At 59.0% G+C, this 16092-nt stretch carries 14 protein-coding genes; 9 read left to right on the top strand and 5 right to left on the bottom strand.

Features of this window, described 5'->3' with window-relative positions; genetic code table 11:
* Positions 1 to 166 precede the first annotated feature (166 nt).
* The 4 genes from KQI82_RS11990 to KQI82_RS12005 all read left to right on the top strand — a co-directional run bounded on the left by KQI82_RS11990 (position 167) and on the right by KQI82_RS12005 (position 5190).
* Positions 167 to 850 carry a response regulator transcription factor gene (locus tag KQI82_RS11990; RefSeq protein ID WP_216632980.1) on the top strand — a complete coding sequence of 228 codons (684 nt, stop codon included), beginning with the start codon at positions 167 to 169 and terminating at the stop codon, positions 848 to 850.
* The gene (locus KQI82_RS11995; RefSeq protein WP_216632981.1) at positions 843 to 1751 is read left to right on the top strand and encodes a sensor histidine kinase; all 909 of its coding nucleotides are present in this window, start codon (positions 843 to 845) and stop codon (positions 1749 to 1751) included. The genes KQI82_RS11990 and KQI82_RS11995 overlap by 8 nt, the downstream gene beginning before the upstream one ends.
* A gap of 104 nt (positions 1752 to 1855) precedes the next feature.
* The gene (locus tag KQI82_RS12000; protein ID WP_216632982.1) at positions 1856 to 2527 is read left to right on the top strand and encodes an ABC transporter ATP-binding protein; all 672 of its coding nucleotides are present in this window, start codon (positions 1856 to 1858) and stop codon (positions 2525 to 2527) included.
* A gap of 5 nt (positions 2528 to 2532) precedes the next feature.
* The gene (locus KQI82_RS12005; protein WP_216632983.1) at positions 2533 to 5190 is read left to right on the top strand and encodes an ABC transporter permease; all 2658 of its coding nucleotides are present in this window, start codon (positions 2533 to 2535) and stop codon (positions 5188 to 5190) included.
* Between the two features lie 165 nt (positions 5191 to 5355).
* On the opposite strand, the gene KQI82_RS12010 is transcribed toward KQI82_RS12005, so the two are convergent.
* A complete protein-coding gene (locus KQI82_RS12010) occupies positions 5356 to 5919 on the bottom strand; it encodes a hypothetical protein (protein WP_216632984.1) in 564 nt (187 codons plus the stop codon).
* 201 nt (positions 5920 to 6120) lie between these two features.
* Between KQI82_RS12010 and KQI82_RS12015 the strand changes: the two genes are divergently transcribed.
* Complete coding sequence (locus tag KQI82_RS12015) at positions 6121 to 6318, top strand: alpha/beta-type small acid-soluble spore protein (RefSeq protein ID WP_187333554.1); 198 nt, start codon at positions 6121 to 6123, stop codon at positions 6316 to 6318.
* Positions 6319 to 6453: 135 nt separating this feature from the next.
* Here KQI82_RS12015 and gdhA read toward each other — a convergent pair whose 3' ends face one another.
* A complete protein-coding gene (gene gdhA / locus KQI82_RS12020) occupies positions 6454 to 7806 on the bottom strand; it encodes an NADP-specific glutamate dehydrogenase (RefSeq protein ID WP_216632985.1) in 1353 nt (450 codons plus the stop codon).
* Positions 7807 to 8197: 391 nt separating this feature from the next.
* On the opposite strand from gdhA, the gene KQI82_RS12025 reads away from it, so the two are divergent.
* Positions 8198 to 8761: a phosphoribosyltransferase family protein gene (locus KQI82_RS12025; protein WP_216632986.1), complete on the top strand. Its 564-nt coding sequence runs from the start codon at positions 8198 to 8200 to the stop codon at positions 8759 to 8761.
* Positions 8762 to 8831: 70 nt separating this feature from the next.
* On the opposite strand, the gene KQI82_RS12030 is transcribed toward KQI82_RS12025, so the two are convergent.
* Positions 8832 to 9458 carry a flavin reductase gene (locus tag KQI82_RS12030; protein WP_216632987.1) on the bottom strand — a complete coding sequence of 209 codons (627 nt, stop codon included), beginning with the start codon at positions 9456 to 9458 and terminating at the stop codon, positions 8832 to 8834.
* A gap of 222 nt (positions 9459 to 9680) precedes the next feature.
* Here KQI82_RS12030 and ade point away from each other — a divergent pair, with 222 nt between their 5' ends.
* The 3 genes from ade to KQI82_RS12045 all read left to right on the top strand — a co-directional run bounded on the left by ade (position 9681) and on the right by KQI82_RS12045 (position 13261).
* On the top strand, positions 9681 to 11405 hold the full coding sequence (ade, locus tag KQI82_RS12035; RefSeq protein ID WP_216632988.1) for an adenine deaminase: 1725 nt from the start codon (positions 9681 to 9683) through the stop codon (positions 11403 to 11405).
* 213 nt (positions 11406 to 11618) lie between these two features.
* On the top strand, positions 11619 to 12398 hold the full coding sequence (locus KQI82_RS12040; protein ID WP_216632989.1) for a cell wall hydrolase: 780 nt from the start codon (positions 11619 to 11621) through the stop codon (positions 12396 to 12398).
* A gap of 65 nt (positions 12399 to 12463) precedes the next feature.
* On the top strand, positions 12464 to 13261 hold the full coding sequence (locus tag KQI82_RS12045; protein ID WP_216632990.1) for a TIGR04255 family protein: 798 nt from the start codon (positions 12464 to 12466) through the stop codon (positions 13259 to 13261).
* 67 nt (positions 13262 to 13328) lie between these two features.
* Here KQI82_RS12045 and KQI82_RS12050 read toward each other — a convergent pair whose 3' ends face one another.
* Positions 13329 to 15287, bottom strand: coding sequence for an ABC transporter permease (locus KQI82_RS12050; protein WP_216632991.1), 1959 nt, complete (start codon positions 15285 to 15287; stop codon positions 13329 to 13331).
* On the bottom strand, positions 15280 to 16047 hold the full coding sequence (locus KQI82_RS12055) for an ABC transporter ATP-binding protein (RefSeq protein WP_216632992.1): 768 nt from the start codon (positions 16045 to 16047) through the stop codon (positions 15280 to 15282). The genes KQI82_RS12050 and KQI82_RS12055 overlap by 8 nt, the downstream gene beginning before the upstream one ends.
* Positions 16048 to 16092 lie beyond the last annotated feature (45 nt).

A 16092-nucleotide genomic window follows, 5' to 3' on the forward strand; every position in this document is an offset into this window, starting at 1 on the left:
CTGCCCATCTTCATCAAGTCCCTATTGTAGCATGTGTGTCAACCGCATGCTATGCTATTTTGTAAATTCCATGGAAAAAAGGAAACAACCTATGGGCCGATTCTTGCAAATTCGGCCCGGCTGTGCTACTGTAAACCAGACCGTTCCGGAAAGGAGACTCTCTTTTATGAACCAACTTCTGGTGATAGAGGACGACCGCGCCCTCAGCGCCGGTATCTGCCTCGCTCTGAAGGGAGAGGGCACCGGCCTCACCCAGTGCTTCGACCTGTCCTCCGCGCGCCGGCAGCTCTCCAATCAGTCCTTTGAGCTCATTATTCTGGACATCAACCTGCCCGACGGCAGCGGGCTGGATTTTTTGCAGGAGCTGCGCCGCTGCGGCTCCACGCCGGTGATCCTGCTGACGGCCAACGACCTTGAGACCGACATCGTGGCCGGATTGGAGTTGGGCGCCGACGATTACATCACCAAGCCCTTTTCCCTGGCCGTGCTCCGGGCCAGGGTCAACGCTCAGCTGCGCCGGACGGTCCATCCGGAAAACAGGGTGAGCCTGAATGAATTTTTGTTTGACTTTGACCGGATGGAATTTTCAAAGGGCGGCACAGCCGTGGAGCTGAGCCGCACGGAGCAAAAGCTGCTGCGGATGCTGGTGGAAAACCGGGGCCAGACCCTGCGGCGCGAGCAGTTAGTGGACCGCATCTGGACCGACGGCGCGGACTATGTGGATGAAAACGCCCTCTCCGTCACGGTAAAACGTCTCCGGGACAAGTTAGAGGACGTGCCCTCCAGGCCCGCCTACATCAAGACGGTCTACGGCATCGGCTATACCTGGGCGGTGAACGGAAATGGATAAGGCATTGCTCTTTGCCGCCGCCGGAGCGATTCTGGCCGCGGCGGCCGTGATGATCTATGACCGCCTCCGCCTGCGCCGCACTCTCAGCGAAATGGACCGGATGCTGAGCCAGGCCATGGACGGCTCTTTCATCGAGCGGGATTTTGACGAAAGCCGCCTCAGCGCCGTGGAGACCAAGCTGGCCCACTATCTCACCGCCTCCGCTGTGTCCGCGCGGAACCTGTACTCGGAAAAAGACAAGATCAAATCCATGATCAGCGATATCTCCCACCAGACCAAAACGCCGATCGCCAACATCCTCCTCTACGCCCAGCTGCTTTGCGAGCAGGAGCTGAACGCCGAGGGACGGGACTGTGTGAAGGCCCTGACCGCCCAGGCGGAAAAGCTCCGCTTTCTCATCGACGCCCTGGTGAAGGTCTCCCGGCTGGAGACCGGCATCCTGACGCTCCGCCCGGTCCCGGGGCCAATCCTGCCCACAGTGGAGCGCTCCCTGGCCCAGGCGGCGCCCAAAGCCCGGGCCAGGGGTATTGAGCTGACTCTGCACCCCTCTGAGGACACAGCCTGCTTTGACCCCAAGTGGACTGCGGAGGCCCTCTACAACCTCTTGGACAACGCGGTAAAATACACCGCCCCCGGAGGCGCCGTCACGGTCCGCCTCACCTCCTATCCCCTCTTCTGCCGCGTCGATGTGGCGGACACAGGCATGGGCATCAGCGAAGAGGAGCTGCCTAAGGTCTTTGGCCGGTTCTATCGCTCCAGCGCCGCCAGCGGCGTCGAGGGCACCGGCCTGGGACTCTATCTGGCCCGGCAGATCGCCCAGGGTCAGGGCGGGTACATCAAGGCCTGCTCCGCTCCGGGGAAGGGGTCCGTATTCTCCCTGTTTCTCCCAAGAGACCCCTGAAATCTTGCAGAACTGTAAGATTTCAGAAAGAATGTGGAAAGAATGCCGTGGTAGAGTCTGTATCGTAGTGATACAGACTCTTTCCATCATCGGAGGTAAAAAGCATGACCATATTGGAAACAAACGGCCTGACCAAGATTTACGGCAGCGGCGAGACCGCGGTCCACGCCCTGGACGGTGTGGACCTGCGGGTGGAAAAAGGCGAGTTCGTCGCCGTGGTGGGTACATCCGGCTCCGGCAAGTCCACCCTGCTCCACATGCTTGGCGGACTGGACCGCCCCACGGGCGGCACCGTCACCGTGGACGGCAAGGAGCTTTCAGCTCTTAAGGATGAAGAGCTGACCATCTTCCGCCGGCGGAAGATCGGCTTTGTGTTCCAGAACTACAATCTGGTGCCGGTGCTGAATGTGCGGGAGAACATCGTCCTGCCCATCCAGCTGGACGGCGAGGCGCCGGACGAGGAGTACGTGGGGCAGATCATCGACATCTTAGGGCTGGAGAGCAAGCTTCAGAATCTGCCCAACAATCTCTCCGGCGGGCAGCAGCAGCGGGTGGCCATCGCCCGGGCCCTGGCGGCAAAGCCCGCCATTGTCCTGGCCGACGAGCCCACCGGCAACCTGGACTCCCGCACCAGTCAGGACGTGATGGGCCTTTTGAAGGTCACGGGCCAGAAGTTCAGCCAGACCATCGTCATGATCACCCACAACGAAGAGCTGGCCCAGATGGCGGACCGCATCGTCCGCATCGAGGACGGCCGCATTGTGGTGAAGGGGTGAGCGGCATGGTCAACGTCTCCAACGGCAAGTGCATCCGGCATCTTGGAAACCGGTCCATGAAAGCCGCCAAAACCCGGAACCTGGTGGCTATTGCGGCCATTGCCCTGACCACGGTGCTGTTCACTTCCCTCTTCACCATCGCCATGTCCATCAACGACGGGTTCCAGCAGTCCAACTTCCGCCAGTGCGGCGGCTGGAGCCACGGCACCTTCAAATACCTGAGCGAAGAGCAGTTCGGCGACCTTAAGGACGATCCGCTTATCAGGCAGTGGGGCCTGCGCCGCTTTTTGGGCATGCCCAAGGACATCCCCTTCAACAAAAGCCACGTGGAGGTGGGCTATTCCGACGAAACCCAGGCCCACTGGATGTACTGCGACCCGGTGGAGGGCCGTCTTCCCCAGGAGGGTACCGACGAGGCGGCCACCGACACCCATGTGCTGGAGCTTCTTGGGGTGGAGCCGGAGCTTGGCGCAGAGTTTACCGTGACCTTTTATGTGGACGGCAGGCCCACCGTCCAGACCTTTACCCTTTGCGGCTGGTGGGACTATGACGAGGCCATTGTGGCCAACCACATCCTGATCCCCGAAAGCCGGGTGAACGAGGTCCTCTCCGAACTGGGGGTGGATCCGGACAATTCTCAAGACAACTCCGGCACCTGGAACTTGGACGTGATGTTCAAAAACTCCCTGCACATTGACCGGGACATGAAGGAAGTTCTGCAAAATCACGGCTATCAGAGCGAAAGCCGGGCCGAGGGGGACAACTTCATCTCCATCGGCGTCAACTGGGGCTATTCCGGCGCCCAGTTGGCGGACAACATGGACCCCGCCACGGTGCTTGCCATCGCGGCTGTGCTTGCGCTGATCGTCTTCACCGGCTATCTCATCATCTACAATGTGTTCCAGATCTCAGTCACCAACGACATCCGGTTTTACGGACTGCTGAAGACCATTGGCACCACGCCCCGTCAGCTGCGCCGCATCATCCGCCAGCAGGCGCTGATTCTGAGCGCCGCCGGAATCCCCGTCGGCCTCATTTTAGGCTGGCTGGTGGGCGCCAGGCTGACGCCGGTCATCATCTCCCGGCTCAACGGCATTGTCAGCATGGTTTCGCTGAATCCGCTGATCTTTGCGGCGTCGGCGCTCTTCTCCCTGATGACGGTTCTGCTCTCCTGCCGCAAGCCCGGCCGCATGGCCGCCCGGGTTTCCCCCATTGAGGCCGTGCGTTACACCGAGGGCGGATCCGTCAAGCGCAAATTGAGGAAATCCGGCAGGGGCGTGTCCCTCTTCTCCATGGCCAGGGCCAACTTGGGCCGCAGCCGCAGCAAAACCGTTGTGACGATCCTCTCCCTCTCCCTGGCGGTTGTGCTGCTGAACATGACCGCCACCTTTACAGGCGGCTTTGACATGGACAAATACCTGCGCAGCATGGTGGCGGACTTCATTGTGGGCGACGCCGGATATTTCCAGACAGGCGGCGATATGTTCAACGTGGACATGGCGGTGCCCCAGGAGGTCATCGACACCGTTACCGCCCAGGGAGGCGTCGCGGACGGCGGCAAGGTCTACGGCCGCACCTCCGCGGTCCAGGAGTTTGTGGACGAGGACTACTACCGCAGCATCTGGAATAAGTGGAACAGTCCCGAGGATATGGATCTGATCGTGGAGAACATGGAGCGCTCCGACGGCGGGAAGTTGGTGGACACCGCCCAGCTCTACGGAATGGAGCGCTTTGCCCTCGATCATCTGAGCGTGCTGGAGGGCGATCTCTCCAGGCTCTACGAGCCGGGTTCCCGCTTCATCGCCGCGGTCTATACAGACGACGACTACGGAAATCCGGTGATGAACTCCCACTGGGCCAAATTGGGCGACATCGTCACGCTGCGGTATGTGGAGGAGTTCGAATATTACAATCCACTCACCGGCGGGGTGTACGAGGGCGATATTCCGGAAGACCAGCCCTGGCAGGCCCGGGCGGTCAGCTACCGGGACGTGGACTACGAGGTGGCGGCCCTGGTCAGCGTGCCCAGCACCCTGAGCTACCGCTACTACGGCAGCGACGAATTCGTTCTGAACGACCAGACCTTCATCCAGGATACCGGCACCGACAAGGTGATGTTCTATGCCTTTGACGCTGTGGACGACAGCGCGGACAGCGCCATGGAAGCCTTCCTTGCGGATTATACGGAAAATCAGAACCCCCAGTTCGACTATGAGAGCAAGGCCACCTATGTGGGGGAGTTTGAGAGCTTCCGCTCCATGTTTTTGATGTTGGGCGGCGCGTTGAGCTTCATCGTGGGCCTTGTGGGCGTGCTGAACTTTTTCAACGCCGTGCTCACCGGCATCATCACCCGCAAGCGTGAGTTCGCCGTACTCCAGTCCATCGGAATGACCGGAAAGCAGCTCAAGCGGATGCTGGTGTATGAGGGCCTGTTCTACGCCCTTGGCTCCGTGCTCTTCTCACTGCTGCTGACGCTGGTCATGGGGCCGCTGCTGTCCGCGGCCATGGAGAGCATGTTCTGGTTTTTCACCTATCGGTTTATCATCTTTCCCATCCTGCTGCTCATGCCCCTCTTTGCCGTTTTGGGCTGTGTGGTGCCTTTGGCGGTCTACCGCTCCGTTGCCCGCTCCACCGTGGTGGAGCGCCTGCGGGAGGCGGAATAGCTGAAACACAGATCCCCCGCCGAACAGCTCGGCGGGGGATCTGTGTTTCATGTGACGCGCAGCCATCCCGCGCACTTTCCTTCATTTTCCGACAGGAGTTTACCACAGCTTCTCTTCCATAGAGATACTAATGGGAAACAGGAGTCCCTCCGGTTCACGTGTTTCTCAATTCCACTTTACAGTGTCCGTGATGTCCCTGCCGTCTTTATCGAAAAATTTCATGTCATCCAAATCAGAATGAGTCTCCTCTATTGCGCTGTCGATCTGCGTACAGACAAAAAAGCGCTTCTTTTCCGGAATATCCAGGCAATATTCCCTGCCGTCCAGGGAAACAACTATCTCTGTGATGGCCAGATCTGTATTTCTGCCGCCAAGCAAATAATACTGTTTGCCTCCGCTCTCCACAACCCGTTCTCTGAAATTTCCGCCGCCATAGCCCACGGAGCCCAGTCGATACTGCCCTGTCAGCCCTCTTTGCAGCGAAAGCTGGCCCAGTGACTCGTCGATTTCAACCAATACGAACCGGTCCCGCCCGATATCCACAAAATCATATAGATTAATTTGCTTTCCGACTGGAAAAGACTCGCTCCTTCCTTGGTTGATGCGCTGCCGGGTGTATTCGGCTAAGTTGCTCTGATCCGCACGGATGGGATACTGCGCGGCGTACAATCCGGCTGCGGCCGCAAGCGTCAGCACCAGCGCGGCGGCGATCAGCAGTGTTTTTTTCATGGGCGTCCCTCCCTGCGCAATCTGTGGAATCAGTATAGCATCCGCCCGGCCAAAGCGCAAGGCTGCAGCCGCGTTTGCACGCACTTCAAAAATTTACCGTCAAATTTTCGGCATATTCGCTTCGGTTCGAGTCAAACTATGCTTGCGATATCCAAATCGCCTAACTTTCAACAATCAATAAATCAAAAGGAGATTACGATTATGTCCAGTAAGAACAACAACAAGCTCAACGTTCCCGAGGCCCGTGCCGCTATGGATAAGTTCAAGATGGAGGCCGCTTCCGAGGTTGGCGTCAACCTGAAGGAAGGCTACAACGGCGACCTGACCTCCCGTGAGGCCGGCAGCGTGGGCGGCCAGATGGTCAAGAAGATGATCGAGTCCTACGAGAAGTCCCTGTAAACAGGTCTCTCAACCCAGGAAAGGGAGACCTGCGCGGCATGGCGCGGGTCTCCCGCTTCACCTGAAGCAGGCGAAGTAAAAAAGAGGACGCGGCATATCAGCTGATATGCCGCGCCCTTCCTTTGCAGTTTTTCCTTAGAAAATGCCCTGAGCCATCATAGCGTCGGCAACCTTCTGGAAGCCCACGATGTTGGCGCCGGCAACCAGGTCGTAACCCAGGCCATAGCGCTCGGCGACCTCGACGGAGGAGTGATAGATGTTCTTCATGATGCCCTTGAGCTTCTCGTCCACTTCCTCGGCAGTCCAGTACAGGCGCTCAGCGTTCTGAGCCATCTCCAGCTCAGACACGGACACACCGCCGGCATTGACAGCCTTGGAGGGCGCGACCACCATGTGCTTCTGCTCCTTCAGGAACTCCAGAGCCTCGTTGGTGGTGGGCATGTTGGCCACTTCGATGTAGTACTTCACGCCGGACTCAGCGATCTTCTTGGCCCAGTCAAGGTTGACATCGTTCTGGGTGGCGGCGGGCATGTAGATGTCCACGTCCTTGATGCCCCAGCACTTGGTGGCGGGCACGAACTCGCAGCCGAACTTCTCGGCGTAGGGCTGGCAGTGCATGGGATCCTTGGCACGCATCTCAAGGATGTAGTTCAGCTTCTCCTCGGTGGTGACGCCATCGGGATCGTGGATGTAGCCGTCGGGACCGGCGAAATAGGTGACCTTGGCGCCCAGTTCAGCGGCCTTCTTCATGATGCCCCAGCCCACGTTGCCGTAGCCGGACATGGCAATGCGCTTGCCCTTGATGTCCTCACCGTCATGCTTAAGGGCCTCGACCAGATAATAGACGGCGCCGAAACCAGTGGCCTCGGGACGCAGGATGGAACCGCCGGTGCACACAGCCTTGCCGGAGAGAGCTCCGAACTCGGAAGCGCCCACCAGACGGCGGTACTGGCCGTACATGTAGCCGATCTCACGGCCGCCGCAGCCCAGATCGCCGGCGGGGCAGTCGATGTCCTGGCCGATGTGGCGATACAGCTCGCTGATGAAGGCCTGGCAGAACCGCATGACCTCGGCGTCGCTCTTGCCGCGGGGATCAAAGTCAGAGCCGCCCTTGGCGCCGCCGATGGGCAGACCGGTCATGGCATCCTTGAAGACCTGCTCAAAGCCAAGGAACTTGATGATGGACAGGTTGACGGAGGGATCAAAGCGGATACCGCCCTTGTAGGGGCCCAGGGCGCCGTTGTACTGCACGCGATAGCCGCGGTTGACATGCCAAACGTGGTTGTCGTCTTCCCAGGTCACACGGAACTCAATGGTGCGCTCGGGCTCCACGATGCGCTCCAGCAGCGCGGCCTTCTCATACTCGGGATGGGCTTCGATCACAGGCTCCAGAGAGGACAGAACCTCTTCCACAGTCTGCAGAAACTCGGGCTCGTTGGCGTTTTTGGTCTTTACGTCTTCGAGAACTCTGCTCAGATAAGCATTCATAACAAACAGCCTCCTAATTTTTTTCCGTTCTTAGGCATTATGACGGAATTACTTTCCATCACTGTCGTCATTTTAACACTGAAAGGTGAGAGAAACAAGTGCTTTTTCTCATGAATTGAACGAAAACAACCTGTTTTTTTCGAAAATATTTCCTCTTCTTTTTGTGCAAGTTGTCCATTTCACACCTTGATATTTGACATGCAAAAGCCTCATACCATGCATATTTTGGTGAATTTTATCTTGCATTTGCAGGAATTATTGCGATTTTTGTTTCTTTTTTGACAAATATCCCTGCTTTGTTGACTTTTCCGCCAGACCCTGTATAATGTTCCCTGGTCTTAAATTGATATCGCCGGTAGAACGCGGCAAATGTGTGAGGGAGGATTTTATCATGCAGTATTATCCCATGCATATAGCGGGCCTGGACCGCAAGCTGCCCATCTGTAAAATTACGGATGAGCTGTACATAGGCGCCTTTATTGTTTTCGGCGACGCGGAGCTGACGGTGGCCTGCGCCAGAGAGCTTTTAAAGCTTGCGGAGGAAGGGAGCTATGACTATATGCTCACCGCCGAGGCCAAGAGCATCCCCCTGATCCATGAGATGGCCCGCCAGTCCGGCGCCCAAAAATATTTCATTGCCCGCAAAGGCCCCAAAGCCTATATGCCCGATCCCATCCATGTGGAGGACCACTCCATCACCACCTCCGGTACCCAGAAGCTGTTCTTAGGCCGGGACGATGCGGAGCTGATCCGGGGCAAGCGGATTCTGCTGGTGGATGACGTGATCTCCACCGGCGGCTCTCTCCATGCCATGGAGGCGCTGGTGGAGCTCTCCGGCGGCACGGTCGCCGGCCGTATTGCCGTTTTGGCGGAGGGCGACGCCCAGAACCGCAGCGACATCAGATTTCTGGCGCCGCTGCCGGTATTCAACGCCGACGGCACCGTCAAAGCCTGATCCGGGGGATTTTGCAGCGTAGCGTAAATCAAAAAGAGGGCCTGTGCTTCACGCACGGGCCCTCTTTTCATCACTTTTCTATTTTTACAAATTTCTCCGCAGGCGCGTGGCAGATGGGACAGACAAAATCCGCCGGCAGGCTCTCGCCTTCGTATACGTAGCCGCAGACGGTGCAGCGGTAGCCGTTGATCTCCACCGTGCGGTAGACCGTGGCGGAGGGCGGTGTGGGTTTTCCCCCGTTGTTGTAGTCGTCCAGGGTCATCACCTTGCCGCCTTCAAGGAGCTCCGCCTCCGTGACTTCGCCCACAAACAGCACGTAATTCCCAATCTCTATCTTTCCCGTGACACGGCAGCTGACCCGGGAGACCATGTGCTCGCTGAGATAGGGGTTGCCCGCGGCATCAGTCTCCACGGCATAGCCGTCGAACTTGTCGCCCACCCGGCCGGACTTGTAGCCGAAGTGCTCCACTATCTCCGTGGGGCAGTTTTCAGAGAGCAGCGTCACACAGAAGCTGCCCGCAGCCTCCACCGCCTTGCACGTCTCGTGATCCCGGTTCAGCGTCACAGTGAATTTGGCCGGGTTGGAAGAGGTCACCTGGGCAAAGGAGCTGACAATGCAGCCCTGGCGCTTGCCCTCCGCAGCGGCGGAGATGAGATAGAGTCCGTAGTTCATCTTTGCATATGCCTTAGGATTCATAAAATTCGCCTTCCTTTCTTTTTTCCTCTGGTTTTTATCGCATTATACCAATCTTTGCCGGTTTTATCTATGATTATTGCAACAGTAAAAATTTTCTTCGCACCATATGGACAATATGCCCCGTTTGCGATATACTAACAAATTAAACAAGGGGGCATAAATTGTTTTAATAGTCAAGATAAGTACATCTTATAATATTAAATATGTAAAGGAGCTGAGCATATGCCGGAGAGCTACGCAGGGAAAATCAACCGCAAACTGGTAAAAAAGCAGCGGATCATCGACGCGGCGGCAGGCCGGGAGCCGGCGGACCTGGTGCTGAAAAACGCCACCTATGTGAACGTCTTTTCCAACAAGCTGTGCACCGCTGACATCGCCGTCACCGAGGGGCTGATCGTGGGCATGGGCGACTACTCCGGCAAACGGGAGGTGGATGTCACCGGCAAGATCGTCTGTCCAGGGTTTTTGGACGCCCACATCCACCTTGAGAGCTCTCTGGTCTCCCCCGGCGAATTCGTCCGGGCGGTGCTTCCCCACGGCACCACCACCGTCATCACCGATCCCCATGAGATTGCCAACGTCATGGGGACGGACGGCATTGAGTACATGCTGCAGGCCACGGAGGAGCTGCCGGTGGACGTTCGGTTCATGCTGCCCTCCTGCGTGCCGGCCACGCCGCTGGATGAGTCCGGCGCCATTTTGGACTACCGGGCCATCGACTCCTTCTACGACCACCCCAGGGTCCAGGGCCTGGCGGAGATGATGAACTTTGTGGGCGTCATCAACGGCGACGAGCAGCCGGTGGAAAAGATTGTGGCCGCCCAGGCCCATCACAAGAAGATCGACGGCCACGCCCCGGACCTTCAGGGCAACGACCTAAACGCCTATATCGCCGCCGGCGTCTATTCCGACCATGAGTGCCATGACCTGGCCGACGCCATCGCCAAGCTTGAAAGGGGTCAGTTCATCATGATCCGGGAGGGCACCGCGGCCCGGAACCTGGAGGCCCTGGTCCCCCTGCTGTGCGACAAGTATTCCGAGCGGTGCATGTTCTGCACCGACGACAAGCACCCAAGCGACCTGTTGGAAAAGGGCCATATCGACTACATTGTCAAGCGGGCCATCTCCCTTGGCGTGGACCCCATCACCGCCATCAAGGTGGCCTGTCACAACGCAGCCCGGTACTTCCTGCTCAACAACCGGGGCGCCATCGCGCCGGGCTACTTGGGAGACTTTGTGATCATCGACAGTTTCAAGGAGTTCCACATTGAACAGGTCTACAAAAAGGGCGAGCTGATGTTCAGCGACGGGCAGCTGAAGGACTTCCCCATCCCCTCCATCGACCCCTATCTTGAAAAGCGGGCCGCGGACACCTTCCACGTGTCCCACCTCATCGCGGAGGATTTCGCGGAAAAGCGGCCCAGAGGCATTTTGGGTATGGTGGCGGGTGAGATTACCACGGTGGACGCCGGGTACTCCGACCGCATCGACGTGGAGTACGACATTTTGAAGATCGCCGTGGTGGAACGCCACAGGAACACCCACCATATCGGCATCGGCTATCTCCAGGGCTATGGGCTCAAGAGGGGCGCGGTGGCCACCAGCGTCTCCCACGACTCCCACAACATCATTGTGGTGGGCACCGACGAACAGCAGATGGCCGACGCGGTGAACCGGATCGTGGAGATCGGCGGAGGCATCACGGTCATGGACAGCGGAGCCGTCCTGGGCGAGGTGCGCCTGGACATTGCCGGCATCATGAGCAGCGACACGTTGGTGTCTGTCAACGCATCTTTGGAGGACGCCAAGGAAAAGGCCTTCTCCCTTGGTGTCTCCCACCACATCGACCCCTTCATGACGCTGAGCTTTATGGCTCTGCCAGTCATTCCCACCCTGCGCCTGACCACCCGGGGCGTCTTTGACGTGCTGCAGCAAAATTACGTGTAACCCCTCTCCCCCAGGGGAACGGGCAATCCAAGAGCGGACGGAATTCACATTCCGTCCGCTCTTTTCCTCTGTTTCCAAGGTTTACAGCTTGTTTCCACTCCCTGCCTTCCCGTATAATGCATTTCCAGAACAGACTGCTTCTTTCCAGCAGGAAGCACTGTGGCGCCGGCGCTCTCCGCCGGCCACAATTTGTGGAAAGTGAGGAATTTCTCTATGATGCGAACACTCTTGTGCGGCTTTGCGGCCGCGGCCCTGCTCACCGGCACCGCCAGTGCCATGGAGCGGGTGGACGTCCAGGTGGACGACAGCCGCGTCAGCGGCTACTTCAGTCAGGGAACCACCTATGTCTCCCTCCGGGAGGCGCTGGATGCCCTGGGCGGCTGGGAAGTCTCCTGGGACAGCGCCTCCCGCTCCGCTGTCGCCTCCTCCGGCGGCTCAAGGCTGTCGGCTCCCATTGGCAGCGGCACCGTCACACTCAATGGCAGCCGCTATGTGAGCACGGCCCAGACCTTTCTGACTCAGGGCCGTACATATGTCCCCGCCCGGCTTCTGGCCGCGGCCTGCGGCACCTCCGTGGCCTGGTCCGGCGACGGCGCCGTGCTGAAGTCCCAGGACTCCTCTCAATACACGGAGGAGGACCTCTACTGGCTCAGCCGGATCATCAGTGCCGAGAGCCAGGGCGAGCCTCTGGAGGGCCAGATTGCCGTGGGCAACGTGGTGCTCAACCGGGTGGCCTCCGACCAGTTCCCCAATACCATACGCGAGGTGGTGTTCGACACCAAAAACGGCGTTCAGTTTGAACCACTCTCCAACGGCACGCTGTACAACGCCCCCACGGCCCAGTCCGTGGCAGCGGCCAGGCTGGTGCTCAGCGGCAGCTCCACCGCAGGCGGCAGTCTCTACTTCTTCGCCCCCGCCCTTTCACAGGGCACCTGGATCCGCCAGAACCGCACCTACCTGAAGACCATCGGCTGCCACCAGTTCTACCTGTAGGCTCTCGTTGACTTTTTTCCCTCCCGGGGATAAAATGGAGAAAACAAACAAAGGAGCCATGCGCCATGCTGTTTTCTGACCGTGAAAGCTGCCGGTATGCCCGCTCTCCCCTGCGCGAGGTGATCTGTCAGCTTCGTTTTCCCGCGATCCTCTCCATCGGCAACGTGGAGCCCGCGGATTTTCAGGAGTCCATCCGGGAGGACTTCCCCCTCTATGCCGCCAAGCAGGAGACGCCGGCGCCCAGAGTGGTGGGCGTCGGGACGCCGGCGCCCAAGTTGGAGACGCCGCCCACGGTGGTCAACTACAACTTTGTCTCCTCGGACAGCCTCTGGAAGATCAACCTGACCCGGAGCTTCATCGCCCTGTCCACTCTGCACTATACCTCCTGGCGGGAGTTTGCCTCCAGGTTAGACAAGCCCCTGGCGGAGTTCATCCGCATCTACCGGCCCGCCTTTTTTGAGCGGATCGGGCTCAGGTACGTGAACATCGTCTCCCGCAGCGCCCTGGGGTTGGAGGGCACGCCCTGGTCCGACCTCTTTGAGCGCGCCTACCTGAGCGCATTGGATGAATCGGACGTGGCCGAGCAGATGGTCTCCAAGTGCGCGGTGGAGCTGGAGCTGAATCTGGACAGCAGCTGCCGGGCCAAAATTCATGCAGGCCCCGGCATGGTGAAAAACAACAAACCCGGCGCGCCGGAGGATCGTGAAACCAAATTCATCCTGGACATGGATCTGTCCATGGGCGGTAAGGTGACGGCCAATCTGGCGGCCGGCGGCCTGGAGACGCTGCACGGCCATGCCACCCGTCTCTTTGAGGGCGCTGTGACCGACACGCTGCGCCAGGCCATGGGGCCGCTGGACTAACTTCCAACCCAAAAAGGGAGGAGCGGATTACATCTGTAATCCGCTCCTCCCTTTTTGATTACTTTCATTAAAACCCGGGCTTTTGCACGATCCGGTAATAGGTCCTGGCCGTGGCCCAGTAAACCAGCGCGTAGATGAGGCAGAAGGCCAGCAGCGTTCCGGCGGTGCACAGGGCGAACAGCGTGATGTTGGTGAGCTGAAAAAGACGCAGCAGCTTGGAGATCATGGGGAAGGCCGCCAGAATGTGGAGTCCCGCCATGGCAAGTGGCAGGAAGAACACAATGAGAATCTGGCTGCGGATGGAGGAGCGGACCTCCCGGGGGCTCATACCCACCTGCTGCATGATCTCGAACCGCTTCCGGTCCTCGTATCCCTCCGAGACCTGCTTATAGTAGATGATGAGAACCGTGGTCATCAGGAACAGCAGGCCTAAAAACAGCCCCAAGAACAAAAATCCGCCGTACATGGTGTAGATATCCAGGGCGTTGTCCTGGCGGCTGGTAAGGCTGAAGGCGCCGTCTGAAACGCCCAGTATGGCATTGGCGCAGGCGATCTTCTCCGCGTCGGTGCCGTCGATGTCCATGCGGATGCGAAATGCGGTGTAGCCGCCGCCCGCCGCCTCCTTCAGGCGCTCCACCACGGCCTCGTCCGCCACTACCATCTCCACGTTCTCCATGTTGCTGATCACGGCAGCGTTGGTTTCCTCCGTAAAAGCCTTCAGACGGCCTTTGACCTGAAAGGGGAGCCCGCCCACGCTCAGAGTCCCGGGCAGGGCCTGGTCCGTGGAGTGGACCAGCACCTCTCCCTCCTTCAGGGAGACGGTTTCTCCGGTCAGGCGGCCGTACTCATCGGCCGTAAAAATCTCCAACTCTGTAAAAATCCCATCAGAGGCCGCAAACTCCACCGTGCCGCCGCTGCGCCATCCTCTGAGGGTGGTGAGCGTATCATAGCTCAGGTACTCCACCTTCCGGCCTGAGGCGGCCACCTCCTCCTGCACTTTTGCAAAGGTTCCCTCCGGGTCCGTTCCCTGGCCGGCCAGATGCTCCGTCACCTCAATATCGTGGGGGAACATGGTGTCAAGGGAATCCTCCATGCCAAGATAGAGGCACACGGTGGAGGAGACCGTCACCAGCACCATGGTGGCCAGAATACAGATGTTGGCAAGGCCCACCGCGTTTTGCTTCATGCGGTAGAACATGCCGGCCACGGCGGTGAAGTGGTTGGTCTGGTAATAGAAGGCCCGGTTGGCCCGCAGCCGCTTGAGCAGGGCGATGGAGCCGGCGGTGAACAGGCAGTAGGTGCCTAACATCACCAGGAGCACCGCCACGAAAAAGAAGACCAGCGCCTCCGCCGGATCCTGCACCTTCAGGGCAATGCCGTACCCGCCGGCCAGGCTCAGGATGCCGACAAACGTCAGCAGCCGCTTGGTTTTGGGCTCTCGCTCACCCACGCTTGTGCTGTGGAGCAGCTCAATGGGGCGGGAACGGCCCAGGCGGAACAGGTTGCTCAACAGCGTCAGAAGGAACAGCGCCGCGAAGAGCGCCGCCGTGTATCCTATGCCCGGCAGGCTGATCTCAAAGCCCATGGCCACCGGGATCCGCACCAACTTCAAAAGCAGCAGCAAAATCAGCTTGGACAGCACGATCCCGGCCAGCAGTCCGCCCACCATGGCCGCGGCGGCGCTCATCAGCGTCTCCCACACCATCACCCGGGCAATGTGCCGCTTCTCCATGCCCAGGATGTTGTAAAGCCCTAATTCCCGCCGCCGGCACTTCATCACGAAGCTGTTGGCGTAGAGCAGGATCACCGCCGCGAAGAGCGCCACGATGATGCATCCAAGATACATGAGGGACTGAAGGTAGGCCGCGCCCCGGACCGAGTCGATGAGATCGTTCCAGGTGAGAAAGCACAGGATGTAGAACATGGCCGCCGTACCGCCGCAGGAGAAGAGGTAGGGCCCGTAAAATTGCCAGTTCCGGGCCAGATTCACCGCGGCCATACGGGGATAAAAGCCGCTTTTACGCATGGAGGTCACCGCCTTGTGCCAGCAGCGTCAGCGTATCGGATATCCGCCGGAACTGGGACTCCTGGCTTTCGCCGCCCCGGTAGAGCTGGTGGTACACCTCGCCGTCTCGCAAAAAGAGCACCCTTTTAGCGTGGCTGGCCGCCTTGATGGAATGGGTCACCATGAGGATGGTCTGAGCGCTCTCGTTGACCTGGCCCAAAAGGTCCAGCAGGTGGTCCGAAGCCCTGGAGTCCAGGGCGCCGGTGGGCTCGTCGGCCAAGATGATCTGGGGGTCGGTGATCAGAGCCCGGGCCACGGCCGAGCGCTGCTTCTGGCCGCCGGACACCTCGTAGGGGAACTTGGTGAGAATCTCCGTGATCTCCAGCTTTTCGGCAATGGGGGCCAGTTTTTTTTGCATCAGGTCATAGTCCTTGCCCGCCAGGACCAAGGGCAGAAAGATGTTGTCCTGGATGGAAAAGGTGTCCAACAGGTTGAAGTCCTGGAACACAAAGCCCAAGTTGCTGCGGCGGAAGGTTGCCATATCCCGCTCCCGGATGTCCGAGAGCGCCTTGCCGTTTAAAAACACCTCTCCGGAGGTGGGCCGGTCCAAGGCCGCCAGAATGTTCAGCAGCGTGGTCTTGCCGGAGCCGGACTCGCCCATGATGGCCACGTACTCCCCGTCTTCCACGGAGAAATTTACGTTGCGCAGCGCCTCCACCTGATTGCCGCCAAAGCGGGTGGTGTAGACTTTTCGCAGATGGCTGACTTCCAAAAGTGACATATCGTTCTCCTCCTTTTGTTCCTGACCATCATAGCATGGGGCCGG

Origin of the sequence: Dysosmobacter acutus (genome assembly GCF_018919205.1) — a bacterium.
GTDB lineage: Bacteria > Bacillota > Clostridia > Oscillospirales > Oscillospiraceae > Oscillibacter > Oscillibacter acutus.

Bases quoted from the DNA above. Each gene is read 5' to 3' on its own strand.
- KQI82_RS11990 (WP_216632980.1), top strand. From the start codon at position 167: ATGAACCAACTTCTGGTGATAGAGGACGACCGCGCCCTCAGCGCCGGT.
- KQI82_RS11995 (WP_216632981.1), top strand. From the start codon at position 843: ATGGATAAGGCATTGCTCTTTGCCGCCGCCGGAGCGATTCTGGCCGCG.
- KQI82_RS12000 (WP_216632982.1), top strand. From the start codon at position 1,856: ATGACCATATTGGAAACAAACGGCCTGACCAAGATTTACGGCAGCGGC.
- KQI82_RS12005 (WP_216632983.1), top strand. From the start codon at position 2,533: ATGGTCAACGTCTCCAACGGCAAGTGCATCCGGCATCTTGGAAACCGG.
- KQI82_RS12010 (WP_216632984.1), bottom strand. From the start codon at position 5,919: ATGAAAAAAACACTGCTGATCGCCGCCGCGCTGGTGCTGACGCTTGCG.
- KQI82_RS12015 (WP_187333554.1), top strand. From the start codon at position 6,121: ATGTCCAGTAAGAACAACAACAAGCTCAACGTTCCCGAGGCCCGTGCC.
- gdhA (WP_216632985.1), bottom strand. From the start codon at position 7,806: ATGAATGCTTATCTGAGCAGAGTTCTCGAAGACGTAAAGACCAAAAAC.
- KQI82_RS12025 (WP_216632986.1), top strand. From the start codon at position 8,198: ATGCAGTATTATCCCATGCATATAGCGGGCCTGGACCGCAAGCTGCCC.
- KQI82_RS12030 (WP_216632987.1), bottom strand. From the start codon at position 9,458: ATGAATCCTAAGGCATATGCAAAGATGAACTACGGACTCTATCTCATC.
- ade (WP_216632988.1), top strand. From the start codon at position 9,681: ATGCCGGAGAGCTACGCAGGGAAAATCAACCGCAAACTGGTAAAAAAG.
- KQI82_RS12040 (WP_216632989.1), top strand. From the start codon at position 11,619: ATGATGCGAACACTCTTGTGCGGCTTTGCGGCCGCGGCCCTGCTCACC.
- KQI82_RS12045 (WP_216632990.1), top strand. From the start codon at position 12,464: ATGCTGTTTTCTGACCGTGAAAGCTGCCGGTATGCCCGCTCTCCCCTG.
- KQI82_RS12050 (WP_216632991.1), bottom strand. From the start codon at position 15,287: ATGCGTAAAAGCGGCTTTTATCCCCGTATGGCCGCGGTGAATCTGGCC.
- KQI82_RS12055 (WP_216632992.1), bottom strand. From the start codon at position 16,047: ATGTCACTTTTGGAAGTCAGCCATCTGCGAAAAGTCTACACCACCCGC.